Origin of the sequence: Streptomyces mobaraensis (assembly GCF_020099395.1) — a bacterium.
GTDB lineage: Bacteria > Actinomycetota > Actinomycetes > Streptomycetales > Streptomycetaceae > Streptomyces.
This window is the reverse complement of record NZ_CP083590.1, coordinates 1-25328: the sequence shown is the minus strand read 5'-3', so window position 1 is coordinate 25328 and position 25328 is coordinate 1. Positions and strand designations below refer to the sequence as shown.

The 25328-nt window shown below is 70.1% G+C and carries 20 protein-coding genes and 3 pseudogenes; 11 read left to right on the top strand and 12 right to left on the bottom strand.

Features of this window, described 5'->3' with window-relative positions; translation table 11 throughout:
- Positions 1–9: 9 nt before the first annotated feature.
- From K7I03_RS00120 to K7I03_RS00105, 4 genes are all read right to left on the bottom strand, one after another.
- Positions 10–1191: an ATP-grasp domain-containing protein gene (locus tag K7I03_RS00120; RefSeq protein ID WP_185945935.1), complete on the bottom strand. Its 1182-nt coding sequence runs from the start codon at positions 1189–1191 to the stop codon at positions 10–12.
- A gap of 12 nt (positions 1192–1203) precedes the next feature.
- Positions 1204–2196 carry a tRNA pseudouridine(13) synthase TruD gene (gene truD / locus K7I03_RS00115; RefSeq protein ID WP_185945936.1) on the bottom strand — a complete coding sequence of 331 codons (993 nt, stop codon included), beginning with the start codon at positions 2194–2196 and terminating at the stop codon, positions 1204–1206.
- A gap of 74 nt (positions 2197–2270) precedes the next feature.
- On the bottom strand, positions 2271–3839 hold the full coding sequence (locus K7I03_RS00110; protein WP_224346779.1) for a GMC family oxidoreductase: 1569 nt from the start codon (positions 3837–3839) through the stop codon (positions 2271–2273).
- Positions 3832–4422, bottom strand: a complete 591-nt coding sequence (locus K7I03_RS00105) for a P-loop NTPase family protein (protein ID WP_185945937.1) — start codon at positions 4420–4422, stop codon at positions 3832–3834. The genes K7I03_RS00110 and K7I03_RS00105 overlap by 8 nt, the downstream gene beginning before the upstream one ends.
- Positions 4423–4547: 125 nt before the next feature.
- Between K7I03_RS00105 and K7I03_RS00100 the strand changes: the two genes are divergently transcribed.
- Positions 4548–5939 carry an aminotransferase family protein gene (locus K7I03_RS00100; protein ID WP_224346778.1) on the top strand — a complete coding sequence of 464 codons (1392 nt, stop codon included), beginning with the start codon at positions 4548–4550 and terminating at the stop codon, positions 5937–5939.
- Here the strand turns inward: K7I03_RS00100 and K7I03_RS00095 are convergent.
- The gene (locus K7I03_RS00095) at positions 5875–6606 is read right to left on the bottom strand and encodes a hypothetical protein (protein ID WP_224346777.1); all 732 of its coding nucleotides are present in this window, start codon (positions 6604–6606) and stop codon (positions 5875–5877) included. The two genes, K7I03_RS00100 and K7I03_RS00095, sit on opposite strands and share 65 nt — an antisense overlap.
- A 321-nt stretch (positions 6607–6927) precedes the next feature.
- Between K7I03_RS00095 and K7I03_RS00090 the strand changes: the two genes are divergently transcribed.
- Positions 6928–8172 carry an acyl-CoA dehydrogenase family protein gene (locus K7I03_RS00090; protein WP_185945939.1) on the top strand — a complete coding sequence of 415 codons (1245 nt, stop codon included), beginning with the start codon at positions 6928–6930 and terminating at the stop codon, positions 8170–8172.
- 212 nt (positions 8173–8384) lie between these two features.
- Positions 8385–8771, top strand: a complete 387-nt coding sequence (locus K7I03_RS00085; RefSeq protein ID WP_224346776.1) for a hypothetical protein — start codon at positions 8385–8387, stop codon at positions 8769–8771.
- A 162-nt stretch (positions 8772–8933) separates the two neighbouring features.
- Here K7I03_RS00085 and K7I03_RS00080 read toward each other — a convergent pair whose 3' ends face one another.
- On the bottom strand, positions 8934–9902 hold the full coding sequence (locus tag K7I03_RS00080) for a hypothetical protein (RefSeq protein ID WP_185945940.1): 969 nt from the start codon (positions 9900–9902) through the stop codon (positions 8934–8936).
- A gap of 217 nt (positions 9903–10119) precedes the next feature.
- Positions 10120–10728, bottom strand: coding sequence for a helix-turn-helix domain-containing protein (locus tag K7I03_RS00075; protein WP_185945941.1), 609 nt, complete (start codon positions 10726–10728; stop codon positions 10120–10122).
- A gap of 114 nt (positions 10729–10842) precedes the next feature.
- On the opposite strand from K7I03_RS00075, the gene K7I03_RS00070 reads away from it, so the two are divergent.
- On the top strand, positions 10843–11661 hold the full coding sequence (locus tag K7I03_RS00070; protein WP_185945942.1) for an MBL fold metallo-hydrolase: 819 nt from the start codon (positions 10843–10845) through the stop codon (positions 11659–11661).
- A 500-nt stretch (positions 11662–12161) separates the two neighbouring features.
- On the opposite strand, the gene K7I03_RS00065 is transcribed toward K7I03_RS00070, so the two are convergent.
- Positions 12162–12656: a DUF4265 domain-containing protein gene (locus K7I03_RS00065; RefSeq protein WP_224346775.1), complete on the bottom strand. Its 495-nt coding sequence runs from the start codon at positions 12654–12656 to the stop codon at positions 12162–12164.
- Between the two features lie 512 nt (positions 12657–13168).
- Here K7I03_RS00065 and K7I03_RS00060 point away from each other — a divergent pair.
- The 5 genes and pseudogenes from K7I03_RS00060 to K7I03_RS00040 all read left to right on the top strand — a co-directional run.
- Positions 13169–13324, top strand: a complete 156-nt coding sequence (locus K7I03_RS00060) for a hypothetical protein (protein ID WP_185945943.1) — start codon at positions 13169–13171, stop codon at positions 13322–13324.
- Positions 13325–13418: 94 nt separating this feature from the next.
- Positions 13419–13838, top strand: a complete 420-nt coding sequence (locus tag K7I03_RS00055; RefSeq protein WP_185945944.1) for an NUDIX hydrolase — start codon at positions 13419–13421, stop codon at positions 13836–13838.
- Between the two features lie 14 nt (positions 13839–13852).
- Positions 13853–14416 (top strand): NUDIX domain-containing protein, encoded by a 564-nt coding sequence (locus K7I03_RS00050; RefSeq protein WP_185945945.1) that lies wholly within the window; start codon positions 13853–13855, stop codon positions 14414–14416.
- Between the two features lie 31 nt (positions 14417–14447).
- Complete coding sequence (locus tag K7I03_RS00045; protein ID WP_185945946.1) at positions 14448–15035, top strand: AAA family ATPase; 588 nt, start codon at positions 14448–14450, stop codon at positions 15033–15035.
- 55 nt (positions 15036–15090) lie between these two features.
- Positions 15091–15574 (top strand): annotated as a pseudogene (locus K7I03_RS00040) (glycosyltransferase); the annotation flags it as partial.
- A gap of 73 nt (positions 15575–15647) precedes the next feature.
- Here K7I03_RS00040 and K7I03_RS00035 read toward each other — a convergent pair.
- The 4 genes and pseudogenes from K7I03_RS00035 to K7I03_RS00020 all read right to left on the bottom strand — a co-directional run bounded on the left by K7I03_RS00035 (position 15648) and on the right by K7I03_RS00020 (position 19831).
- A pseudogene (locus K7I03_RS00035) lies at positions 15648–16409 on the bottom strand (MerR family transcriptional regulator).
- Positions 16410–16889: 480 nt separating this feature from the next.
- Positions 16890–17474: a hypothetical protein gene (locus tag K7I03_RS00030; protein ID WP_224346774.1), complete on the bottom strand. Its 585-nt coding sequence runs from the start codon at positions 17472–17474 to the stop codon at positions 16890–16892.
- 32 nt (positions 17475–17506) lie between these two features.
- A pseudogene (locus tag K7I03_RS00025) lies at positions 17507–18109 on the bottom strand (methyltransferase domain-containing protein); the annotation flags it as partial.
- A gap of 456 nt (positions 18110–18565) precedes the next feature.
- The gene (locus tag K7I03_RS00020) at positions 18566–19831 is read right to left on the bottom strand and encodes an IS110 family RNA-guided transposase (protein WP_398856255.1); all 1266 of its coding nucleotides are present in this window, start codon (positions 19829–19831) and stop codon (positions 18566–18568) included.
- Positions 19832–20861: 1030 nt separating this feature from the next.
- Here K7I03_RS00020 and K7I03_RS34000 point away from each other — a divergent pair.
- Positions 20862–21251, top strand: coding sequence for a GNAT family N-acetyltransferase (locus K7I03_RS34000; RefSeq protein WP_317988259.1), 390 nt, complete (start codon positions 20862–20864; stop codon positions 21249–21251).
- Between the two features lie 3856 nt (positions 21252–25107).
- Positions 25108–25328: hypothetical protein (locus K7I03_RS00005; protein WP_224346773.1), on the top strand; the 221-nt coding region annotated here is incomplete at its 3' end.

Here is a 25328-nt window from a genome sequence, read left to right as displayed (position 1 = left end):
GTATCCCGGTCACTCCCATCGGACCGCCCCGGCCCACCAGTCGTCGACCTCACGCAGCACGTCCTCCAGGGGGCGCGCGTCGTCGACGCGGAAGACCAGTTCGGCGACGCGGTCCGTACTGGACGCCGGCCCCCGGTAGCGCGCGCCCACCCGGCCGCAGGCGGTATAGCGGACGGTGCCGGGGAGCGGACAGGAAGCGGGGAGGCACCGGAGGACACCGGCCCGCGGCGGGAACCAGGCCCAGCCGTGCCGCGGCCGCCCGCCGGCCACCTCGACGCCACTGATCCGCCCGGCCTGACCGCGCAACTGGGCCGCGTACGGCTGGACGCCGGTGGTGAGCTCGTACGCCTGAGGGATGCCGCAGCCACCCGGCCGGCAGGCGATCTCGCACAGCACGATCCCGTCGTCCGGCGTGTGGAAGAACTCGGCGTGGAACGCCGTCACCTCCACCACCGGAGGCAGCGCGGCGACGGTGTCGGCGGCGGCCGCGCACAGCCGCTTCGCCACCGGCTCGTCCGCGGGCAGCATGCCGCTGACACTCGGGAGGCCGCGCACGGCCGTGTCCAGATTCGAGTGCAGATAACGCGAGGCGACGGCGTGCAGTACCCGCCCGCCGGCCATCAGCCCGTCCACATGGCACACCACCCCGTCGACGAACCGCTCCACGAGCAGCCCCTCTCCGGCCGGCAGGCGGGCCGCCGCCGAGGCGTCGCGCAGCACCCGCACCCCCACCGAACCGCCCCCGTCGGCCGGCTTCACCACCACCGGGAACCCGTGCCGCGCGGCGAAGGACCGTACGCCGTCCGTGTCGCGCACCCGCGCCATCGGCGCCACGGGCACACCGCCCCGCGCCGCCAGGCGCTTCATCCGGTACTTGTCCCGGTACGCCAGGGCGCTCTCCACCGACTGCCCGGGCAGCCCGTGCCGCTCCCGGGCCCGGGCCGCGCGCACGACGTCGATCTCCGCCGTCGTCAGCACCCGTTCGACCCGGTGGTCACGGCAGAGCGCGTCGATGACGCGGTCCACCGCGGCGTCGTCCTCGTAGTCCGGCACGGTCTCGACGTGCCGGAAACCCCCGAGCGGTACCCCCGCCGCCGCCGGGGCCGCCGTGACGACGACCAGCGAGGCGGCGGGCAGCCAGCCCGGCACGTCCGACAGGATGGGCCTGCGGTTGAGCAGCAGCGATGCCATGGACGGCCCTCGTCATCGCAGGGTCATGAGCTGGCGCAGCGCCGTCGTGGCGTAGCTGCCGGAGGGGAGCTGGAAGCTCAGCTCGACGGCCCGGCGGCCGGGGAAGGCGTCGTCCGGGCCGTGCGCGCCGGCCGTCACCAGCGTCTGCACCACCGTCGGCCGCATCACCCGGTGCTCCTCGGGCCCGTCCGCCCATGTGTAGCGGGTGTACGCCAGCTCGGGGCAGCGCGCCTGCAGGGCGGCCGCCGCCCGCGCGCCGGACGGGAAGCGGTAGGGCAGACCGTCCACCGTCACGTCCTCGGCGTCCTCGGCGCCGAGCAGCCCGCGGATCTCCGCGTTCCACCGGTACGACGAGTGCGCGGCCAGGTAGAAGGCGACCGTGCGCGGGTCGAGCGAGCGGAAGAGGTCCTCGTCGGAGCCCGTCCAGTCGCGGGCGGCGGCGCTTTCGGGCGCGCCGAGCCCGGCGAGCTCCTGCCGGGCCCGGTCCCATTCCCCGTCCAGGAGCGCCGCGCCGACGAGATGCGTGCGCTTGGGACCGCCGGGCACGCCGAAGCGCTGGGTGTCGTAGTAGTTGACGAACAGCAGGTTGATCCGCTGCCGCTCGACGAGCCGTCCGGCGGCGCCGTCGTCCAGGTCGCGCAGGACGACGCGGAAGGCGTTGCCGTCGAGCCTGCCGACGGCCAGCGGCTCGTGCCCGTACCCGTAGTGCGCCAGCCGTAACCGCCGCTCGCCGTCCGGGAATTCGGGCAGCCCGCCGGCGAGCGCCCGCGCGGGGACGGACAGCAGCTGCTCGGTCACCCCGTCCTCGTCCTTGAGCCCGGCGTACCGCACCTCCCGGCCGGCGACGCCGATGCGGTCGGCGAGGAGGCGGACGGCCTCCATGGTGGTGTAGCCGCGCTTGTGCAGCAGGACGTAGCGGTGCGCGGCCGAGGCGTCGTCGGTGAGCCGGACGACGAGGTTCTCGCGGACGCGGAAGTCCTCGGGACGGTGCTTGAGTACGAACAACGCTGTCTCCTCGCGGGAAGTGTGGGCCGTCACGCGCCGGGACGGCCCGGCCGAAGGGGTACGGGAACGGTGGCTCAGCCGCCGAGGGCCGCGACGCGTTCCCCCACCGCGATGGCCGCCAGGTTCGTGTTGACGCGCAACGGCACAGGGATCACCGACGCGTCCGCCACCCGCAGCCCCTCCACCCCGTGCACCCGGCAGCGCGCGTCCACCACGGCCCCGGCCTCGTTACCGGACCCCATACGTGCCGTCCCCATCGGGTGGTGCGCCGTGCGCGCCGCCCGCCGCACGAAGTCGTCCAGCGCCGTCCGCGACCGGATCGTGTCCGCGTCCATGTCGATGATCTCCTTGGTGAGCGCCGCGAACGCGGGCTGCCGCAGCAGCTCCCAGCAGAGCCGGACCCCCTCGCGCTGGCGCCGCAGGTCCTCCGGGTCCCGCGCGTAGTCGACGGCGATCCGCGGTGGTACGGCCGGGTCGCGCGACACGGCGGTGACCGTCCCCCGGCCGCGCGGGGCCATCAGGTTCGAGGTCATCATGAACGCCCGCCCGTCGGGCACCCGCCCGGCCACCTGCGGGGCGTACACGTCGAGTTCGACGTGGTTGAGGGCGTACAGCTGCATGTCGTCGGCCGTGTCCGAGCCCGGCGCGGTGTAGCGCAGCACCACCTGGGCGCAGGGGTCGCGCGGGTCGCAGAGCCCGCCCGGCCGGGGGATGACGCCGATGGCGACCTGCGAGTGGTCGACGAGGCCGGCCCCGACGCCGGGCAGGTCCGCGACGATGCCGACACCCAGCTCCCGCAGGACGGGGGCCGGGCCGACGCCGGAGCGGTGCAGGATCGCGGGGGTGCCGTACGCGCCCGCGCAGAGGGTCACCCGCGCCCCGCGCACCTCTACCGCGTGAGCGCCGTCCGCCCGCGACAGCGCGACGCCCGTCGCCCGTGTCCCCTCGAACAGCACCCGGTCCACCAGGCACCCCGCCAGGACCGTCAGGTTGGCGCGCCGCCGTGCGGGATCGAGGTAGGCGCCGGCCGTGGAGACGCGCACACCGCCGTCGGCGAGGTTGAGCGGCAGCGGCCCGGCCCCGGTGGCCCCGGGCGCGTTGTGGTCCTCGGCGTACGGGTGCCCGGCCGCCGTCGCGGTGTCCACCAGCGCCGTGGACAGGGGTGTCCAGGAGGCGCGCGGGGCGCGGCGGACCGGCAGCGGGCCGTCCGTCCCGTGGCGGGGACCGCGGAAATCGGCGTCGGCCTCCAGGCGGTTGAGATACGGCAGGATCTCCGGCCACGACCAGCCGTCGCCGCCCGCCGCGCGCGCCCACAGGGCGAAGTCGTCCGGGACGGGCCGCAGGGCGAGGCAGGTGTTGACCGCCGAGCAGCCGCCGACCACCTTGCCGCGCGGCAGGGGCAGCGGCGTGCCGTCGTCGCGGACGGCCGTCAGCGCCCAGTCGTGGGCGACCATCGACGGCGTACACCCGTTGCGCAGGTCCTCCGGCAGCCGGGAGCCGGCCGGGTAGTCGGGGCCGGCCTCGACCAGCAGGACCCGCCGGCCGGAATCCTCGGACAGCCGGGCGGCGAGCACCGCGCCGGCCGAACCCGCGCCGACCACGATCTCGTCGAACTCCCCCAGCTCCTGTGTCTCTTCACGCACGTGCGACGCTCCTCTCGTGGCCCTGCCGGATCAGCCAGCGCGCCAACTCCGCGGGGCGGGTGAACCGCAGCACGCATGGCCCGTCCCCGCGGCCGGCGGCGGCCAGCGCCCGCAGCTCGTCGCGCGTGCCGTGCCGGGTGGCCCAGCCGTAGCGCAGAATGTTCTCGGGGTCGGTGAACACCGTGCGCAGCGGCGCCTCCTGGTTGCCGCTCCACAGCACCTCGCGGTGCAGGGAGCGCTGCAGCGTCCGCAGCAGCAGGCTCGTCATGGTGAGACCCGTGGGGTAGTCGAGCCAGACGAGCAGATCGGCGCGGTCCGCCAGCACCCCGTTCACCTCGGGATAGTGCCATTCGGTGACCCAACGGGGCTGCCGCGTCGCCCGCTCGACGTCCTCGGCGAACCCGGGCCGTACGGTCCAGCCGGGCCCGTAGTAGAGCGCGTCCAGCTCGATGCGGGGCAGGCCGAACAGGGCCGCGAGCTTGCCGGCCACGGTGGTCTTGCCCGCCCCGCTGCCGCCCGCGACGAGGACGCGGTCCGGCGGGTGGGGCAGGGGGCGCGCCGGGTCGATGACGTGCAGGGGCACCGTCGATTCCTCTCCACCGGTTCGGGGCCTGCGGACCGCAGCCATGATCACCGCAACTCCGGTGACAGGGACCCTCACAGGTGTACGGGTGTGCCGGGACAGCGGTTCGCTGCATGATCCTCTGCATGTCGACCGCGAACGCACCGACCGCCAACGCACCGAACGGCAGCGCACCGAGCCTCAGCGCACCGGCCGTGGACGTGGACGCAAGCGCGGAGGTGAACGAAAGCGTGGATGTGGACGAGGCGACGGCGCGCGAGCGCGACCACCGCTTCGTGTGGCACCCGTGGTCACCCGTGAGGAAGGACCCCGGCGACGGCCCGATCCTGCTCTCCGGCACCGGCTACCGCGTGCGCGACGCCTCCGGGCGGGAGTACCTGGACGCGATGGCGTCGGCCATGAACTCCAGCTGCGGATACGCCCATCCGGACCTGATCGCCGCCGCCGCACGGCAGCTCGCCCGGCTGCCGCACTTCGACCTGAGCGTCGGCACCCACCTCCCGGTCGGCGGGGTGGCCGAACGGCTCGCCGGGCTGCTGCCAGGGGAGCTGGGCCGGACGCTGTTCGTCAACAGCGGCTCCGAGGCGACCGAGGCGGCGGTGCGCGTCGCCCACGGCTACTGGCGCAACCTCGGCCGGCCCCGGAACCGGATTGTCACCCTCGCGGCCGGCTACCACGGCACCACGCTGGTCGCCCAGCACCTCTCCGGCCTCCCCACCAACGCCACCCACGCCGAGGCACCCTTCCCGGTGACCCGGGTGGAGTTCCCGGTCGAACCCCGCCGGCTGCGCGCCCCCGAGTCGCTGGCGCCGCTGGTGGCCGCCTTCGAACGGGCCGTGCTCGACGGGGAGCCGCCGGCGGCCGTCTTCGTCGAGGCGTTCGTCAACGTCGGCGGCGGTGTGGTGCTGCCCGCCGGCTTCCTGCGGGCGCTGCGCGAGCTGTGCGACCGCACCGGCGCCCTGCTCGTCCTCGACGAGGTGTTCTGCGGCTTCGGCCGCACGGGCCGGATGTTCGGCTTCGACCACGAGGGGATCACACCCGACCTGGTCACCATGAGCAAGGGCCTGAGCGGCGGTTACGTCCCGTTCGCGGCCCTGAGCACCACGGAGGCCGTCTACCGCACCTTCGCCGACGACCCGCTCATCGGCGGCCTGCGCTACGGGCACACCACCGGCGGACACGCGGTGGCCTGCGCGGTCGCGCTGGCCGTCCTCGACGTCATCGAGCGGGAGGACCTCGTGACCGCGTCCGCCGCGCGCGGGCGGCGACTGCTCGACGGTCTGCTCCCGCTGGACGAGCACCCCGAGGTCGCCGACGTCCGCGGACTGGGGCTGGTCGCCACGGTCGAGTGCCACCGCGAGGAGTTCGCCGCCGGCACCGTCGCACGGGCCCGCGAACGCGGCGTACTGCTGCGCCGGCAGGGGCGCGCCGTAATGGCCATCCCGCCGCTGGTCATCGACGAGGCCGGGGTGAACGAACTGGCCGACGCGGTGGGGCAGGCCGTTGCGGGCGGTTGAGCCGCTGCGGGAGCAGGCCCAGGTGGCGCTCGTCCACCAGGCCGGAACGCAGCGCCATCGCCACCACCGCCTCGCGCTTCCAGTAGGAGCGCTTGCCGTCGGCGGCCCCCGCCCACTCGGTCACCTGGAGCTTCTCCGTGGCCAGATAGTTGATGTGGTGGTTGACGGCGGCGCGGCTCATCGGGGGAGTACGGGAACCGCCGCGCAGCCGGTCGATGACCTCGGCGGTGGTGGGCACCGCACCGGGCGGATAACCGCGGAGCTGGGGTTCGCACAGGGCCACCAGGACGCGGAAGTAGGCCGACCGCTCGTCCAGCCGGGGCCAGTTGGACGCCGTGTCGGAAGCGGCGGCCGCGGCCAGATAGCTGGGCTCCGGCCCGTACACGTTCACCACGCCGATACGGCGGGCCACCGGAAGGACGAGCCGGGCCAGCTCGAAGGGAATGGGGAAGTCTCTCCGCCGTGGGGGGACTTTGACGAACTCGCCGCCGCGTTCCATGTTTTCGACGAAGTAGGTGTCCTCGGCGTGCAGATTGGTGACGGACCAGTGCCCCGGATGGCCGGCCACCACGGCGGCGGAACCCGGCTGCCCAGGCCGCCGGTCGACGGGGAGGGCGGATAACGCGAGGACGGATAACGCGTCGGTCTTCCGGTCGTATCGGATCAATGCACGGTCGTCTTCCCCGATTTCACGTCTTTCATGCGTCGCGGGGCGGTCCGGTTCGTCTTCGGCGTACCAGCCCGCGAACTGAAGAATCAGATTCCCCACAGCGGTGCAATCCCTTGGATCGAACGACTTTGCCGGGTCTTGACACTGAACTCACGATAACCAGCGAGGTCGTCCGGGAGCAAGGGAGGGGATATCCACGAGAACGTGCACACGAGAGCGAAGGCGGCTGAAAACAGACTGAGTTGACCGACCAATGGCCATACCAACGACTGTACCGATGGCATCCGTATACCCGCGCCGACTTGCTGAGGACTAGCCATGTCGATTTCCCTGTCGCTGAACTCCGAGTTGCGGCCGGCCACCACCAGTGGCGAGCAGGCGGTCGCGGCGGTGGCGAAACTCCACGACTTCCTCGCCGAACAGGCCCGGATCACCGACCAGGAGGGACGCTTCGCGCGCGACAGCGTCGAGGCGCTCGCCGAGGCCGGCGTCTTCGCGGCGACCGTCCCGGTGGAACTGGGCGGCCTCGGCGTCGAGCGGCTGCACGACCTGACGATGATCACCGCCCGGATCGCCCGCGCCGACGCCTCGGTGGCCGTCGCCTACTACATGCACATCGCGCTCGCCTGGTACTTCGCCCGCGTGGTGCGCTTCGGCGCCGACACCGAACCCGGCTACCTGCCCCGCCGCGAATGGCTGGAAGCCATCGGCGAGCGCCGGATGCTGCTGTGCTCCGCCGTCGCCGAACGCGGCGCCGACTACTGGAACCTCGCCACCACCGCGACCGCCTCCTACAACGGCTGGGCCGTCAACGGCCGCAAGATCCTCGCCTCACTGTCACCGGCGGCCACCCACTTCTACTGCCGCCTCAAGGCCGAACGCGGCGACGGAGCCCACCTCGCCAGCGCCATGATCCCCGCCGACACCCCCGGTGTCCACGTCGAGGACGACTGGGACGGCCTGGGCCTGCGGGGCTCCGGCAGCGGCAGCGTCGTCTTCAGCGACTGCGTCGTCCCGGAGGAGGCACTGCTGGTCCGCGGCCCCTGGGGCAAGCGCGACGCCGGCATGCTGGAAGGCCGCGCGGTCAGCGGCATGGGCCTCAACGGCGTCTACCTCGGCCTGGCCGAAGCCGCCCGCGACCAGGCCCTGGAAAGCCTGTCCAGGCCGGCGTCGAGCCGCCCCCGCACCACCACCTCCTCCAGCGTCCGCACCGCCGTCGCCGAGATGGAGATCGCCCTCACCGCCGCCCGCGGCACCCTGGCCACCGCCCTCCAGGACTTCGACTCGTACCTGCTGCTCAACAAGCCGCAGGTGGTCACCGACGACATGAGCCGCGCCATGATGAAGGAGTGCCAGGCCGTCAGCCTGGTCGTCGAACGCGCCGCCGTCGCCGTCATCGACCACGCCATGCGCCTCACCGGCGGCGCCAGCTACCACGCCCGCCACCCCCTCGCCCGCGCCTACCGCGACGTCCGGGCCGCCGCCTTCATGCCCCCCTACTCCCCGCCGGAGGAAGCGGCCGACTTCCTGGCGGAGACCTCCCTGACCGCCCTGGGCGACTGACCCACCCAAGACTTCCGCGGCCTGCCACCGCGGACACCTCTAGGCGACCGCCGACCCGAGATGTCACCGAGAATCCGGTCCGACCAAGGGGTGCCACGGCGACGCGGCGACGCGTCACCGGGCAATAGCGGCCCGGCCCGCCCACCCGGGCGGCCGGGCCGCAGTACGAGCACGGCGAACACGGACGGATGAGCGCGTGCGAGGATCGCGCTGTGCAAAGCCCGCATTCCGCATTCCGCCGACGTCTGCTGCTCGACTCGCTGACCCTGCTGGCGGCGGACGCCCCGGCCCAGGCCGCCTGGCTGGACGAGTACGAGGTGACGCCGGACGAGATCGCCCTGAACTTCGACGACGCCTTCAGCCTGGTGGAGACGCTGGTGGGGGAGGGGCGGCTCGGCCGCGGCGCCCTGCCTGATCTACGGGAGATCGACGCCGCCCTCCACGAGATGAGCGGTCCTGAGAACACCGCCGACTGGACGAGGGAGGCGCTCACCACCGGCGAAGGCTGGCATCGGGCCCGCCGGGCGGCACGCCGGGTCCTCGTCGCGGAACTGGGGACATGGCAACGGCCGCTGCCGCACGTCACGGTCATCCGCTGACGTACGTGCCCCAACGCGGTCGCGTCGGGGCGGGCTTGGAGACCGCCGGCAGCCGCCGAAGACCGGAAGCCTGCCCACTGAGCAGCCGTACGGGGGCATCACGGCATGGACGCCGCCGGCGGTGGAACTACCGCCATGCGCCTGCGACCCGGCCGGTGAACGCTACTGGATGTTGAGCCTGATGGGGTGGGACGGGTCCGCCCGGCAGGTGAAGACGCGGAGCTCGCCGTGGCGCCCCACGCTGACGTCCGGGCCGTCGTGGCTGCTGTCCACGGTCAGGAGCAACCGCATGCGGACGCCACAGGTGCAGTCGATGGGCATGAGGTCGGTGAGGTGCCAGCTGGGCCAGCCGCCGGCCTTCCAGCCGGGACGGCAGGCCAGCGCGTGGTGGTACTCGGCACCACGCGCCTCCGCCCAGCGCTCGCCCTCGGCGTGGAGGGCGTCGGGAATCTCGTCCTGGTCGGGCAGGTCGATGACCTCCACGGGGTCGAGGACACAGGGCCGGGGCAGGTAGCACTCGTCGGCCCGGTCCGGTCGCGGCGGGTCGAGCACCGCCCCCACCTCGGACGACGACCGGTACCGCAGCGCGACCATGGGTCCCCAGTAGTGCGGCTGGCCCGGCGGGTCACTGTGCTCGGTCGGGCACCACAGCATCTGCAGGACGTCCGCGCCGTCCGGCCAGGGGACGGCCGCGGGGGCGTCCCGCGCGTACAACTGCAGGACGGGCACCATCGGCACGCCCGGGCCGGAGGTGTCCTGCACCCAGCGCATCCGCTCCCAGGCGACCGTATCGAGCACCGAGGCGCCCGCCATGATCCGCTGCTGGATCAGGACCTCTTCCTCGGTGACCTCGAATATCCGGCCGGGATTCAGGTGCCGCCGCTCCTTCATGGCCCGGTCGATCCGCTGCCAGCTCTCGCGCTCCTCGTCCGTCAACTTCTCGCGCACCTGCACCGCGTGCGGCGCCCGGCACACGGGCCACGGCTCGTCGGCGGGCCAGAGCAGGGGCCCACCGACGGAGCTGTCCCGCACGCCGGGAGCGCCCTCGGAGGGCCTCAGCAGCGTCGCCGTACGGGCGTGGGCCGCGAAGGCGGGCACCTCGGCTATCAGGGACTCGGCGGACGCGGGCAAGACGTACCCCTCTCATGAAACTCCGGACAAGCCCCGATCATGCCGCAAGGCACTGACACCCGAGCACTCGGCAACCTCGGCTCCCGGGGCCGGCGCCCGGTTCCTTCGGACCTGCCACCGTACGGAGCTGCTCGTCGGCCGGATTTCTCTCAGAGAAGCCATGAGTCGGTATCGCTCCGGCCGGTGTTGTCCAGCCAGGTCCGCAGGCTGTGGTCGGTCAGGTCGGGCGGGAGATGACCATGATGTATTCGCAGGGCGCGCTCGTCCGGTTGGCGAAGCCATGGTCCGCGTCGGCTTGGAGAAACAGGGAGTCGCCGGCGTGGAGGGTTTCGTTGATCCCGCCGATCGCGACGGTGAGGGTGCCTCGGAGCACCAGGAGTTGTTTCTCCGTACCCGGGGGATAGGCGGGCAGCAGCCCGGTGGAGATCTGCGCGGGGAGGTGGTGGAGAACCATCTCGGCTCGTCCCGCGCCCGGGGCCGCTGACACGATGTGCCGTTCGAAGCCGGTTTCCGGGTCGCGGAAAACGGGGCGTTCGTTCTCGCGCATGGCGACGGCCACACCGGACGCGGCGGCGGCCGGCGCGCCGATCAGGTCCGAGAGCGACGCGTCGAGCGCGTGGGCGATCCTGGACGCGACGCCGATCGTCGGGCTCTTCTCACCGCGTTCGACCTTGGAGAGCATCGCCCGGCTGACCGAGGACCGCGTGGACAACTGCTCCAGCGTCAGGCCCGCCTCCTCGCGGCGTCGCCGCACGTTGCCGCCGAACGCGCCGGCCAGGTCGTCACCGTGCTGTGGTTCGGCCGTGTCGCCGTCTCGCTCGACCACCGTGCTCCTCGATCGATAGGTATCCCGCTGCCCACAGTGTGGGGTCTCTCCTAAAGGAGACACGCTCTTCTATCGAAGATGCGCGGTGTGCGCCCGACATGACGGAGGGGTTCCATGCGTTTGGTCTCGAGTGGCCGGCACCATGCCACGTTCGAATTCGGTGATCTCCAGGTGGTCTCGTTGCGAGACGGGTACATCGACATGCCGCCGACACGGCTCCGCGACGAGGACGGGTGCGTGCTCGGTGAGCTGCCGGCCACCGTTCCGCTGGCCGACGGCAACTTGCGGCTGTCGGTCAACGCCTTCTTCGTCACCGACGGCACGCGGTCGGTTCTCATCGACACCGGCGCGTCCGATGTCTGGCACGACCCCACCATGGGATTGATCTACGACGCGCTCGACGAAGCGGGAATCGACCGCGCGCGTGTCACCGACGTGGCCATCACCCACCGACACGAGGACCACGTGAGCGGCCTGATCACGCCGGACGGTTCGGAGGCGTTCGCCAAGCTTGAGCGCGTGTGGATCGGCGCGGGCGACACCTCGGTGTTCACGGGACGGCTCGAGCCGATCCGCGACCGGGTCGTACCCGTGTCGGAGAAGACCGCGATCAACGACTGGACCACCGCGCTCCCGGCACCGGGCCATACGCCCGGTCACACCGTCTACGAGATCAGGAGCGGCGCCGGCCGTCTTCTCGTCTGGGGCGACACCGTTCACGTACCGACGCTCCAGTTCGATCGGCCGAACGTGACCTGGGAGTTCGACGGCGACCAGTCCCAGGCCCGCACCGCGCGAGCGGAGCTCCTCCAACAGCTGTCCCAGCCGCAGCACTTCGTGGCCGGCGCCCACCTCGACTCGCCCGGCATCGCCCGCGTAACCCCCTCCGGCGACGGTTACGCGCTGGAATACCTCGCACCGCCGATCGGCTGATCGGGCCTGCCGGCTCCGGGGCGCGTTCTCGCGCTCCGGAGGCGGGGGCGGAGGCGGAGGCGGGGGAGTGGCGGGGCTCCGACCGGTACGGGTACGGGTGGGAGCGGCAGGCGCCGTCGGATCGGCACGCGCTGGTACGCTTCCGCCCCTTCGACGGGGACGGAGCAGACGATGCCGGCGGGCTCGGCCATGCCTCTCCCCCTCACGGTGGCGTGCGCCCAGAGGGTCACTGACCCCTCGTGGAACCACGTCCCGGTGGGGGTCTTCCGGCGGCGCACGATGCGACCGCGGGATGGTGCATCCGATGCCCCATCCGCGACGTCGATCCGAAGAAGCCTGACCTCGCGGGCAACACGCCGAGGACGAGAAGTGGCTTGGTGAGATCGAGCGCGAAGAAGCTCTCCGGATCAGCCGCATCGCATCAGCGCGTCCGGGCATGCCCCCATCCCCCGCCGGAGCGAAGCCTGATCACATCAGGTCACACTCGGGAGACCGCGACCCTACTCGACCACCTGCCAGGTCGGCGTCACACAGCCCTCTTCGTAGTGCCACCGGCCAAGCTCTTCTCCTCCTACGAGAAGCCTCTTGACCCGCGGGATGTCGGCGCTGGCAGGTACGTTCAAGGCGACCAGCCCGAACTGGCCGAGCCCTTCACCGTCCACACCCAGCGGAGCGAACGCGTCAAGAACCGCCTGGCGCTTCTCCGCCAGATGACCTCCTTCGGCGGGGATCACCCGGACCGTGCAGTTGTCGGAGTACTCCACGGCCTCCTTCACCTGCAGCACACCGTCGGCGTCCGCCGCGAAGCGCACGACATCACCCAACGCGAAGCCTCGGACGAAGAACGGGATGTTGTCCAGCCGGGCCCTGTCCTCGCTGACGCGGACCGCCCACAGCCGTTCCGTGCGCGCTGGCGGCCACCCATCCGAGCCCTGCGGCAGCTCGAAGACCACCCGGACCCGCTCGACATCTCGATCCACATCGTTCTCGGTCACACGGACAGGATGCCAGCACGCCACTCGTCGATCCGTGGCAGGTACAGAGAGGCAGCAGAGCGAACGCGACGAAGTGCGCCGGCTACCCGTCCGCCCTTCCCGGTCCGCACCGGCGCCGCGCCGCCCGAGCCGGCCCTGCGGCCGCTCGAAGAAGGTGTGATCGGTGATCGGCTGGAGGAGGATGGGATCCAGAGCCTGATTGCCCCTGTGTCTCTGGCAAAGGCGCCGAGGACTTCACCGACCGCCGGATGCAGACGGTAGCGGGCGGCGCGGTCGAATGGCGCCTAGACCACCGGAGCGTCAGCCTGGGCGTCTTGCGCCGTACCGGCCACGGCGCGTCGGGCGTCTGGCCCTACCACGAGTTGATCGCCGGCGGCGCGAACCGTCGAGGTCCGCGCCGGCTGCGCCAAGACCCGCAGGATCGCCGCCGGAAGACTCCCTGCGGATCGGCTGTGGTGACGGCACCCTCACCACCTGTGCCACCAAGGTTGCGAACACGAGTCCTTCACACGATGCTCGACGCGGAGGCCGCGGCCGCGACCGGTGGCCTGGACATGGCCCACGACCAGCTCGTCGTCGCGATCCGCGACATCTACCTGCCGGAGAAGGAAGCCCCTGGCGTCTTCGCGGTACATCTGATCGCCAGCTCGGCAGGATTCGGCGGGTAGGCGCTCAACTCCTCGATTGAGCGGCATCATTCGTGTATCGCGTGCTAGGTTCCGCACGTCCTCGACCGGCGATGCTCCGTGAAGGGCGGAACCGATGACCTACACGCTCCCGCTCTGGCCCGTCTCCGTCAAAGCCGTCGCCCTCGGCAGTCGGCAGCGCGTGCTGCTGCTCCGCAACGAACGGGACGAGTGGGAGCTGCCCGGGGGCCGCCTGGAGCCGGGCGATCACAGCCCGGAGGCGACCGTCGAGCGCGAGCTGTGGGAGGAGGCCCGCTGGCAGGTGGCTGCCGGCCCGCTCATCGACGGCGGCGTGTGGATCTACGAACCGTTGCCCGGCCGCCGTGTCGTGATCATCACCTACGGCTGTACCGTGCTCACCCCGTACGAGAAGCCGGTCCTCAGCCATGAGCACAGGGATGTCGGCCTGTTCACGGCCGACGAGGTGCCGGGGCTGAACATGCCCGACGGCTACAAGAGGTCCATCGCCACCTGGTACGGGCAGCGATCCCGCTGACGAGGGAGACCACCTTGACGACGCACCCCTCCTGGTCACAGACGTCCCGAACCACCATCCTCGATCGTGGGGGACTACGCGTCCACGAGGACGCCGTCATCCAGCCCGACGGCGCCCGCGGCACCTTCCGCGTCGTCGAGGTGCCCGACGGGGCCGCCACCATCGCCGAAGACGACCAAGGCCGTATCGCGCTCGTCCGCCAGCCCACTTACGTCCACGGCACCGTGCTGACCATCCCCGCCGGCGCCATCGAGCACGGTGAAGCCCCCGAGGCCGCCGCCCGCCGCGAGCTCGCCGAGGAGGCCGGCGTCACCGCCACTACCTGGCGGCCCTTCGCCGAGCTCGCACTGATGACGAACAACGTGGCCCGCCTCCACCTCTACACGGCCACCGGCCTCACCCTCGGCGCCCAAACGCTCTCAGCGACGGAGACGGGACTGACCGTGGAGTGGTGGCCCCTCGACGAAGCGGTCGACGCCGCGACGGACGGGCGCATCGTCTACGGAGCCACCATCGCCGCCATCCTGATGTACGCCCGCCGCAGGACCCGCGCCACCCGACCGGCACACGACGGATAGCCTCGACAACACGACGGATAACCTCGACAAGGTGACAAGCCCGCCCTTTGCGTTCGCCCACAACCTCGCCGGCACCGCCGACACTCGGCTGATCGTCTTGCGCGGCAACTCCGCCTCCGGCAAGACGACGGTGGCCGCCGAACTGCGCGAGCGGTACGGCCGGGGCATAGCCCTGGTCGGCCAGGACAACCTCCGCCGTGTGGTGCTCCGCGAACGCGACACCCCCGACGGTGCCAACATCGGACTGATCAACCTCACTGCCCGCTACGCCCTGGACCAAGGGTTCCACGTCGTCCTCGAAGGCATCCTCTACACCGCACACTACGGGCCGATGATCGAAGCGCTCTGCCGCGACCACCGAGGCCACAACCACCTGTACTACCTCAATGTGCCCTTCGAGGAGACACTGCGCCGGCACGCCACCAAGCCGCAGGCCAACGAGTACGGTGAGACCGAGATGCGGGACTGGTACCGGCCTCTGGATCTGCTTCCCGGCGGCGTCGAGACGGTGATTCCCGCCGACAGCTCCCTCGCCGAAACCACGGATCGCGTGATGCGCGAATCCGGACTGGAGGTCCTGAAGAGAAGAGACACTCCCGGCGACAAGGCGACAAGCTGATCGGCGGCGCGCACGGCGAGCGGCAGCCCCCGTAGCCTTGGCCGGCGACGACAAGCCTGAGCAGGGCGGCGCGGGCCGCGCCCGCAACCTCGCCCATGGAGCGGGCCAGGGAGAGCTACGTCGCCTTCCTCGACTCCGACGACCTGTGCCTGCCGGAGAAGCTGGAGCGGCAGCTCGCCTTCGCGAAGGCCGACGATGCGCCGCCGACGTACACGTCCTACTACAAGGTGGACGCCGACTACGGTGGTGAGGCCGCCGACTTCGTACCCAACGGCCGGGTGGTGCCGGCCCGGCCGCGCGTGGACTACCCCACACTGCTGCGCCGCGACTACATCGGCGCCTTGACGGCCATGTACGACCGCACGGTCCTCGGCACACGGCTCATGCCGGAAATGCCGAACTGCCAGGACTGTGCACTGTGGCTGAGCATCCTGCGGGACGGCTTCGAGGCCCGCGGGTTGACCGAGCCGCTGGCGGTGTACCGGGCACACCGGCCAGGGTCGCTGTCGTCCAACAAGGTCTCGCTCGTCCGCTACAGCGGAGCCATCACTACACCGCCGCGTTCGGTATCCGAGGGGGGCCGCTGCACCCCCGTGGCAGCGGCCCACCCGCTCAGCGCAGTCGAGCCGTGGCGTATACCTCGATGGCTTCCCGCTGGTACGCGGCCAGACCCGGTGCGATCGACTCGTACACCGCCCGCCAGTGCTCGTCTTCCACGCAGCAACGCCCGATCGCGCGGTACTCCTCAGCGGTGGCTGCCCGGCTCCGGGCCAGCGTCCGGTACTGGGCGTCCACCGAGACCTGCACCGCATCGGCGTCAGCGGGCAGGCCGACGGCCAGCAGCTCCGCCAGCCGGATCATCTGCGCCGTGCGCTCGTGCTCGTCGGCCTCGATCTAGGCCCCGCTCAACGCCGCGGTGCGCCGTTCGACGGCCCCGACCAGCTCGGGGAAACCGTGCAGGATTTTCATGCAGCGGGCAGGCCGGATGCCCTCGAACAGGTTCTCCGGCCGGCTGATGCCGATCATGTCTGTGCCGTCCTTCCTGGACTGCTTCAGTTCGGTGATCGTGCGGGCGACGGTACCGGCCAGGGCATCGAGCCGGTCGCGTTCGGCGAGCAGCCGGCGGTGATGGCGCCGCAGGGCGTCCACTTCGTCGACGTGGGCGGCCAGAATCCGGCCGATCTCGGACAGTCCCAGCCCCAGGGGCCGCAGCACGAGTATCTGCTGCAGCCGCAGCAGTTGGCGTTCCTCGTAGTAGCGGTGACCGTTGGCTCCGATCCAGGCGGGCGGCAACAGATCGATATCGTCGTAGTGCCGCAGGGTCCGGGCCGTCACCCCCGACATCCGGGCGACTTCCGCGATCGGCCAGGCCATCGCCGCCTCCCCATACATGCCTCATCGGGCCGAAATCCCCAGCCCTGTCCGCAACGGTAGAGGCTTCCGCTGCGCAGCCTCAACCCCGATGTCCGGCTTCTGAGGCACCGATACCGCGGCGACTGCGCGAACGGTGATCACGACCGGCCGGCCTGCACAACTCGCCACTTCCGCAACCCGTGCACACCCCCGCCCGGCCCAAAATACCCTGATACCTCACCACCCAATATCGAGGCTCTGACGTTCCTCATGAACCATGGACGAACGAAGCCATACACACCCGAGGCACCACCCACCGCCCACCCGGAAGGACATCGAGACCCCCAACGACTGGGCCGACACCGTTGAATCACCGAACGCACCATGCCCTGGCCCGACGATGGCCGCCAACCCCGACGCTATAAACGCAAAGCCGCCCCCTCGCCTCCACCAGCACCCTCATCCGCTACCGCAGACCCTCCCCACCCGCGGCAGCACGACTCAGGAATTCGCGGCGCCATAGCACAGGACGTCACCTTGCGGCAGCAAGTACCCGATGCCCCGGCTCTGAGGCAGTTTCCCCGCCAGTGTCGACGCGTCGGTACATCCGGAGACTTCGAAACCGATGACCCCCAGGCTGAAGCGTGCGTTCCGGAAGACTCTGGCCCCGATGGCAGCCAGCCAGTCGTCCAGCATGTCGGACCTGAAGTACGGCCGGCCTTCCCAGTAGTTGAGCCCCGCATGATCCAGCGCCCCCAAAGGCACAAAGAAGTCGAGCCAATCGCCGCTGTCCTCATCGGAGCGGATCGCCACGCAACCGCATACCACCCGTTGGCCCGTCGGCAGACGGACCTGACCATAAAGACGGCCGAACTCGTCGAGAGACCCAACCGTGCACGGAACGGGTTCCTGCTCCTCGGGTTCACGGTCCTTCTGCCCAAAACACCCGTGAACGTCTGCGGCGGACCACAGAGCACTCAGTACGGCCTGAAGACGGGCGTCGTCTCTTGCCCCGACCTCGATAGCCAGCTCGTAATAGCCGTTGGACCAGTTGGATTCATCCAGGAACGCGGCAGGATTCGTCATGAAGTGATCATGCGACACAACGCAGCCCGCTGTCATCCGCGTTCAGCACACAGCCGGACCACTCGAGACATCGCCTCAGCGGCGGCGGCCGATTCCCAAAGTCTGGAAGGGAATGACTCACTGCCTGATGATGCATCAGCTCTGTCCACTTTCTCCGACGACGGTCGGATTGTTGCCCGCGCCAATTCGAGATCGGTGAGGACGGCCCGGGCATGGAGCCGGGGAAGAGCCGCAGGTCGGGAAGTGAGGCGGGACGTGGCAACGGCCTTGCGTGGCTTGGTGAAGGCGTTGGCCCGGTCGTGGATGCCTGTGGTGTCGTCGGTGGTGCGTTTGTTTGGGTGTGTGGGGTGCGTGCCTGGGTCTGGGGGTCGAGCGGGGCGGGTGCGGTATGGGGGCGGGGGGCGGTGGGTGAAGGTGTTGTGGCGGGTGCTGGCCGTCTGGCGTGGGCCCGGGATTTTGGTGGCCAGGCGGTGGTCCTCGATGTTCAGGGCTTGGGGTGCGGTGTCCGGATGGCTGAGGGCGATCCTGTCTCCGGGACGGACGACCCGCAGCACCTCTTCCAGGGTGTGGTCGGGTTCCTCGGCGTGTTGCAGGACGCGGTTTGTCCAGGCTCCGTCGAACAGCGTGCTCTTGAAGGGCTGGGGGTGGTTGTTGTGGTTTTGGTGTTGGTGGTGGGTTTGGGTGTGCTGGGGGTCTGTGGTCCCGGGGGGGGGGTTGGGGTTGTCTGGTTGTGTTTCGTTCCTTTTTTCGGGTTTTCGCTGGGGGTGCTGGCGGAGTTCGTGTTTCTTGCTGGGAGGGTTTTTGTCGGATGGCCGTCAGGGGGGGGTCGTGTTGTCTTGTTGCTTTTGCTTGTGTGTTGGTTGTTGGTTGTTCAGCTGTGGTGGGGTGGGTTGTGAGTGTTTGTCCGGGATGTCTGCTCGAGGCTGGTTGGGTGCGGGAATCGCCGGAGCGTATGGGGCTGCGGACTGTTGGTCCATGCGGGGACGGGGCAGGTGTGGATGTTGCCGGGTGCGGGGCGGGCTGGTCTGAGGGGGTGGTGGGCGAGATCGGGGGAGAGGTCGTCGGTGGGGGGGGTGCCTCTATGTCCTTCGTCAAGTGAGGCGTGGGGCTCGGGGTTCGTAGAAGGTGCCGTCGCGGAGCATCGCGAACAGCACGCTGATGCGGTGGCGGGCGAGGCGGAGGAGAGCCTGGGTGTGGGTCTTTCCGCGGGCTCGGCATTTGTCGTAGTAGGTGCGGGAGGCTGGGTCGTGCAGGGCAGCGAACGCGGAGAGGAACATCGCGCGTTTGAGCTGGCGGTTTCCGCCCCGGGGTGCGTGTTCGCCGTGGATCGAGGTGCCGGACGACTTGGTGGCCGGGGCGAGGCCGGCGTAGGAGGCGAGGTGAGCGGCGGTGGGGAAGCTGGTTCCGTCGCCGACGGTGACCAGCAGGACGGCGGCGGTCCTGACCGCGACCCCGGGCATCGAGGTCAGGACCTTGGCAAGAGGGTGGGCCTCCAGCAGGGTCTGGATCTGTGCTTCCAGAGCACGTCGTTGCTCGTGGACGGCGGCCAGGGAACGGGCCAGAGACGGGATCACGATGTCGAGCGTGCCCGTGCCCGGGACCACGACGGTCTGCTCGTCGAGCGCGTCGAAGACCTCGTCGATCAGCCGCTGGGCCATGCGCGGGGCCTTCGGCCGCACCAGCTCGACGAGCCTGCGGCGTCCGGCTTTGCGCAGGGCGGCCGGGGAGCCGTGGCGTTCGAGCAGCCAGGTGACGGCCTGGTGGTCGAGCCGGGGGCCGAGCACGCGCTCCAGCGAGGGGTGGAACTGGGTGAGCAGGCCGCGGATGCGGTTGGAGGTGCGGGTGGCCTCGGAGGCAAGGTCCTGGTCGAAGCCGGCCAGCACGGTCAGCTCGGCGGTGATCTCGTCGGTCAGCTCCAGCGACCGCAGGGTGTGCGGCATGGTGCGGGCGGCGTCCGCGATGACGGCGGCGTCCTTCGCGTCGGTCTTGGCCTCGCCCGGGTAGAGGTCGGCGATCCGCCGCATCGCCAGTCCGGGCAGGTAGGCGACCTTGCAGCCCGCGTCGCGGGCGACCGTCAGGGGCAGGGCGCCGATCGAGGCGGGCTGGTCCACCACGACGAGCACGGTCCCGAACTTCGCGGCCAGCTTGTCGAACACGGCTCGCAGTTTCGGCTCGCTGTTGGGCAGGGGCTTGTCGAAGACCTTCTTGCCGGCCGGGGTCAGCCCGTGGCCGTGGTGAGCGGTCTTTCCGACGTCCAGGCCGAGGAAGACACCCACGCCGTCGCTGTCGTGCAACCCATCCTCCCGAACGGGGGCTCGTGCCGTGCCGGCCTTGACGTCGGCGCCGTACTCGCGCATCCACGTTATGCAGACCTGCCGCCCGCGAACGGCTCAGCGTTGCACCGGGCCAGGCGGTGGTCGGACCTCTCATCAGCGTCTTCGACGGCACCCCTCGGGCCCGGTGACACCACCCCCCAGGTCATCCGTTCGACAGGGGGGAACAGTCATGCCGGGCCCGGAGGCCAGCGGCCCTCTTGCAGGACCGCGAAGAACATAACGAGTTGTGGCGGTGGAGCGCGCGGTTGTCTGTTGTTCCGAGAGGTTCCGAAGGTGTTTGCCGTGGGAGTGAGCCGTTCGTTCCAGGGAGATGCTGTGTTCGGCCGTGCCTTTGCCGGACGGTGCGGTGGTTTCGGCCTGGCGCGGCCTTTGGCTTTGACCTGGCCGGAGCCGGGTGTGTGCGTGGGGTGGGTGTTGGTGAGGTGGCGGCTCGTAGTCCTGCGGCGCCGGATAGAGGGCTGCTGGGCAAGCCGTTAGGGGCGGGTTTGCGTCGGGGCGGGGGCGGTGTGCGACAGTGGGTCCTTCGGTTCGCCCGGTGCTCGCCCTGTGCGCGGCGGTCGTCGGGACTTCTCACATTTCCCATCCCCTCAACGGCGGTTACGGCTTTGCCCTGTGCTGATCCGGATCCCCGACCGCCTTTTCGCCCCCTTGGCAGAGGAATGCTTTCCCCGAGAACGATGCGGGTGACGACCTTCCCTTCCCGGAGTGTGGACTTGTTCACGCAGGGCCTTCAGCTGCGGAGTGGCTCGGCCCTGCTGCGTTTGGGTGCGGCGCGCCCGCGCCCGGCCGAGAGGATCGGCTGGTGTGGCGATGGTGCGGTGGCCTGGCTTGACGAGCCGCGCGGCCACCTGTGGAGCGTCGGCGAACCGACTGCCGCAGCGGGCTTGACCCTCCGCGCTGTCCATCAACTCCCCGAAAGTGTGCGAGAGTTCACTGGCCCGCGGGGCGGTGATGCGTTGCTCGGCCGTCATCTCGCAGTGGTCGATCCCGTCGCGCCTGGGCTTTCCGCTGGACGGTCGACGAACCGTCGCTCCATCCGGGGGAGGAGCGGGTGGCCGAGCTCGATGAGACGCACCACGGCCGGCTGCTCGCTTTCCTCAGCGCACACAGCCCGGCCCGCTCCACCGGACCCGGTTCCTCGGACGTCAGCCTCTGGGTGGGAATCCATGAGGCAGACGGGCGGCTGGTGGCGTGCGGCGCCATCAGCGCTCTGCCGGGCAGCGGCGCGCCGTTGATGGTGTCCGTCGCGACGGATGCGGCCCTGCGCGGCCAGGGGCTCGGCGCGGCAGTCACCTCCTGGCTGACCCGGTACGCCGTTCGCCGGTACGGCTTGTGCACCTTGTGGCAGCTGGCCGGTAACACCCCCGCGGGCCGGCTCTGCACCCGTCTTGGCTACCGCGACGAGGACCCCTGCGTAGCCGCGCGCATCGACGCCTGCTGACTGGTGGCCGCGGGCCGGATCACACCGGGTGGTCTGTCGCGGTCCGCGGTAGGCGGGTGTAGTGGTCTGGCTGTTGTCGCGCGCGGTGGCCAGGCAGGGGCAAGGCAGTGGCGGCGGGGGCCGGTCGGGGGCCGGTCGCGGGGTGTGGGTGATGAGGGGCCGGCTCACGTGTCCTCGTGGCAGCCGCCTGGAGTCCTGTCACGGCTTTTCGGCGGTCTCGCTGCACGACGTCGCCTCAAGGCGCCGAGAGGGACGCCGTCATGCTGCCTGGTGCTACGGCCCGCGGTGAGCAGGCGGGCGTAGCTCCGGCGGCCGCCGCGACGGCCGCCGGAGCTACGCCCCTACAGCCGTCGTGGCGGCCGCCCGTGCCTTTTCGCGCGGTTGCCGAGTCCAAAGCGGCGTACGGACACCCACCAGCCCACGGGCTGCGGATGCCATGGAGTCCGCCTGCCTGCCGGCTCCTGTCCTCCCGCCGGCTGGTCGACGCCGCCGGCACAGTGGCCAGGGCATCTCACAGCGATCCGTCACGCCGGGGGACGCGAAGGGCTCGCACCACCCGTGCGGCGATCGCCGGCCTGGGGCCCGCGCCCCGCAGCCGACCGCCAAAGCGCGTGCGGCGACGAAAAACAGAACGCACACCCCCGCACCCGAACGGGTAGCGGCCCCCACCAACGTATACCCCGAGAACCCTGCCCGACCCACGCAAGGCGGCGATCGCCGCCTTGCGTGCCCGCCCGCGTCCTGGGCGTTTCACGGGGTGGTTGAGGGCCTGGTTGGCTGTGCCGGGCGCTGCGGCACCTGCCGGTCCTTGCTGTGTTGTCCGGTGGCCCATCGCGCACGCGGCAGGCGATTTCCCGGCCCACTCGCCATGGTTGGTGGCGTCGTGCGGAGCCATCGGGCGCGTACGAGGTCGGCCCTCTCCCGTGCCTGCCTGCGGTGCGAAGGTCCGGTGGGGTCTCCCGGCCCGGAATCCCAGGCTGGCACGACTGATTTTCGAAGGCGCCGCCGCGCCTTGGCGTCTGTGTTTCCAAGGTGAATCGGCGGTATTCCCTTTCTTTTATGTCGGGGTGGGGGTGCTGGCATCGCTTGGTCCTTCCGGCTTAGGCGTATACTCCGTGTTATAGAAGCGACGAGAGCGCCGCTCACCAACAGGGAGCTACCCAACCAACGAGACGTCGAGCACCCCTTCGCGCGGGCGGATGCTCCGATCAGCGAGCCGGACCACTCGCGACAGACAGTGACTTTCGGAGTGGATGGGGGGGCCTGCCGATCCAGCGCGCGAGTCCCGGTACGCGCGGGACCCCCGGCTACCCGCCTCGGGCGCCCGCCTCGTTAACGCGCCCCTGACAGTCGATCCCACACAACAAGCAGCTCGAGGACGGCGACGCTATCGCGAACGGAGCGCGGCCTCAGCTGTCTCGAAAGAGCCCTGGACCTGCCCTTCGAAACAGAACTACCACTACGGCCCGCGCCTCGCTCAGCGCGCGCGAGACAACTGCGTCTGAGTCTCTCGACTGATCGTAAGCCCTCGGAGTGCCCCACACCCACATCTAAGCACTATACTATGAAAAAGTACCCCGAGCCTCAGAATTATACGCGCGCATCAAAGTCTAACAAATCTCGCGCGGGTACATAGGGCGTGAGCGACGGTCACAGCGCATCGGAGATTCCGAATCTGGAGTAGAGTCGTCTAATGATGCGCGGCGTTTGACGCGTAGCGGCGGCGTTGGATGCAGAGGCGACAGGTCGAGATCATTGCGTCTAGCGTGAATGCTCGCTACAAGCGAGTCGACCTCTGAGCGGCTCTGAACGCAGCGGCATGCCCCTAACCGCATACTCGCGTCGCATCCGGGGCCACCTCCTGGCGTGCGGGCGACGATGTTGACCTAGGGTTCTGCTGGCCGTTACTACGAGGTCGCCGCGCTGGATTTGCTGGCGGGTCCGACCCGGGCGTGCGAGATGCTGCCCGCCGCCCGGCGCCGTGGTGCACGCGCTGCCGAGAGGGGAGTGGACAGGTGAACAAAGACTACCCGAATTGCGGACTCTCCTGCACTATAGATTCGAGCTGTCTCTCTCCTGCCAGAGCGTAGCCCGGAAGCCGAACTCGATATCCTCCCAAAATATATACAAGACCTCTCCCTCTCCCACACCAACGCGCTCCCCCCCACAGCGACGAGTGCGTCTCCGGTAGTCGAGGCACACATCGCGGGCCCCGGTGTGCGCGTCAAGGTGGCGAAAGAGACGAGCGCGCATCTGGGGTGAGATCTCCAGCGTCTACGGTCGAGCCGCATGGGAGAGCGACCGGGACCGGCCTGGCGAAATAACCTCGCACTTCCACAAGATACCGCGATATACTCTGCTGCTGCGAGGACGGGCTCGGCCAGCCAAGAGCAGCCAGAAGCACACACCGGCACCGGCACACTTCGCACCACCATCACTGGCACACGGTGCACCGGTTGCCAGCCGGCGCTGGCACCCGCACCGTGCCATCCGGCACTTCGGCACCAGTCCGCGCGCGCTGGCAACCGCCCACCGAGGGGCGCTGGCCACCAGGCGCCTCTAGAGCGCTTGGCACCGCACTGCGCAGCTGGCAACCGCGCTCTGAGATGCACTTCCCTTAGGGCCTCGCTGAGCTACTGAGGCACTGGCGCTGGACAAAAGCCGCGGACCATCATACGGGTCCGTCTGGCAAACTGGCGCTGAGCACCTGCAATAGTAGAAGCACCTACCGAGGAGCGTCGGCGCTGGACGAACATCACACTGGCTACGGTGCCGGTGCCCTTCTGGCGTCTGAAGCCGTGACGTCTAGGCCCCAGATTCCTGGTCAGAACTAGCCGCATGGAGTTTTCCTCGAGTAACGTTCCATGTCCGCGGCAACCCAAGTCCACACGGGTCGAGCGGTAGTCCGAGAAAGGAACAGGCGCGTCGTGATAGAGGGTGACGAGGTTGGAGGTCGCGGTGCCTGAGCCGTTGGTGTGTTGTGGTCTGTGCGGGTTATCCGGCAGGGATACGGGTGGCGGGTTTTCGCCAAGAAACCTTTCCCGGCGACTTTGCCAGGCCGCTATGGCTGCGCCGGACAGTGGCCCTACCGCTTTTGGCCGCCTGCCCTGGACTTCACAGCACCTGCCCGCCTGTCCACAGGCGCCCGCCGGCCTGTCACCTACGGTCACTGCGCGTCGCGGGTCTGAAGCCGCTTCGGTCGGGCAGCCGCCGTCTCGCGCGCGCACCCGCGCCCGGAGCGGCGCGTCCCTCGGAGCGTCCCCGAGCGGCGCCGTCCCGTCGCGCTTGCAGGAGCCAGTCTGCTCCGTCGATCTGATCGGTCCAGGGCGTAGAAGGCCGGTGCTCGTCGAGCATCACGGTGGCGTAAGGCATGAGCGGCGCCGGCCGTACTGGTGAAGGGCGGCGATCCCGGATGCGTTGCGGCTGGCTGGACGAGACCCGTAAGGCGCCCGTTACGACATCATCGCTCACCCGTGGTCCCGGATCATCTCTCAAGTAAGCAGTCCTCCCTTGGTGTGGTGGCGCGGACTCAGATCTGGGACCTCGACGATATGGACCGGCCACTTCTGCCGCCCGGGGATGAGAGGTGTCGGCGCTCGGGATGTCAACGGGCGCCTACCTCTCCGCCTCTCGCAGAACCCACCTGCCCTGGCCGGTCTCGAGGCACGTTTTGTGTCGCCGGCCTCCCGCACGACCGCCGCCGCGCGGCGTCTACCTGATCACCTCCGTCCCGGCCTGGGAACATGAGGCGTCTTTGCCGGAACCCGATCGCAACGCTGACTGAGCGGGACGCTGTGGGTGACCGAGCCGACCCTGCGGCCTGCTGCTGTGCTGCCTTCGGCCCTAAACACGGGCTGTGGGGCGCGACACGGCCGGGAGATCCACGAGTCCGTACACCTCCGGGGCGACCGAGATCCTGCTGGATGAAGTTTCCGTATCGCTTTTGAAGGACGCTCGTGACAACGCGATCGCGAGGGCGGACGAGGTCACTGTGGAGTATGTGAGCGATGTTACTCAAGTTCGTCTCGACGATGGGGGAGTCGATACTATATACGGGAGCGACGTACTAACCCGTCC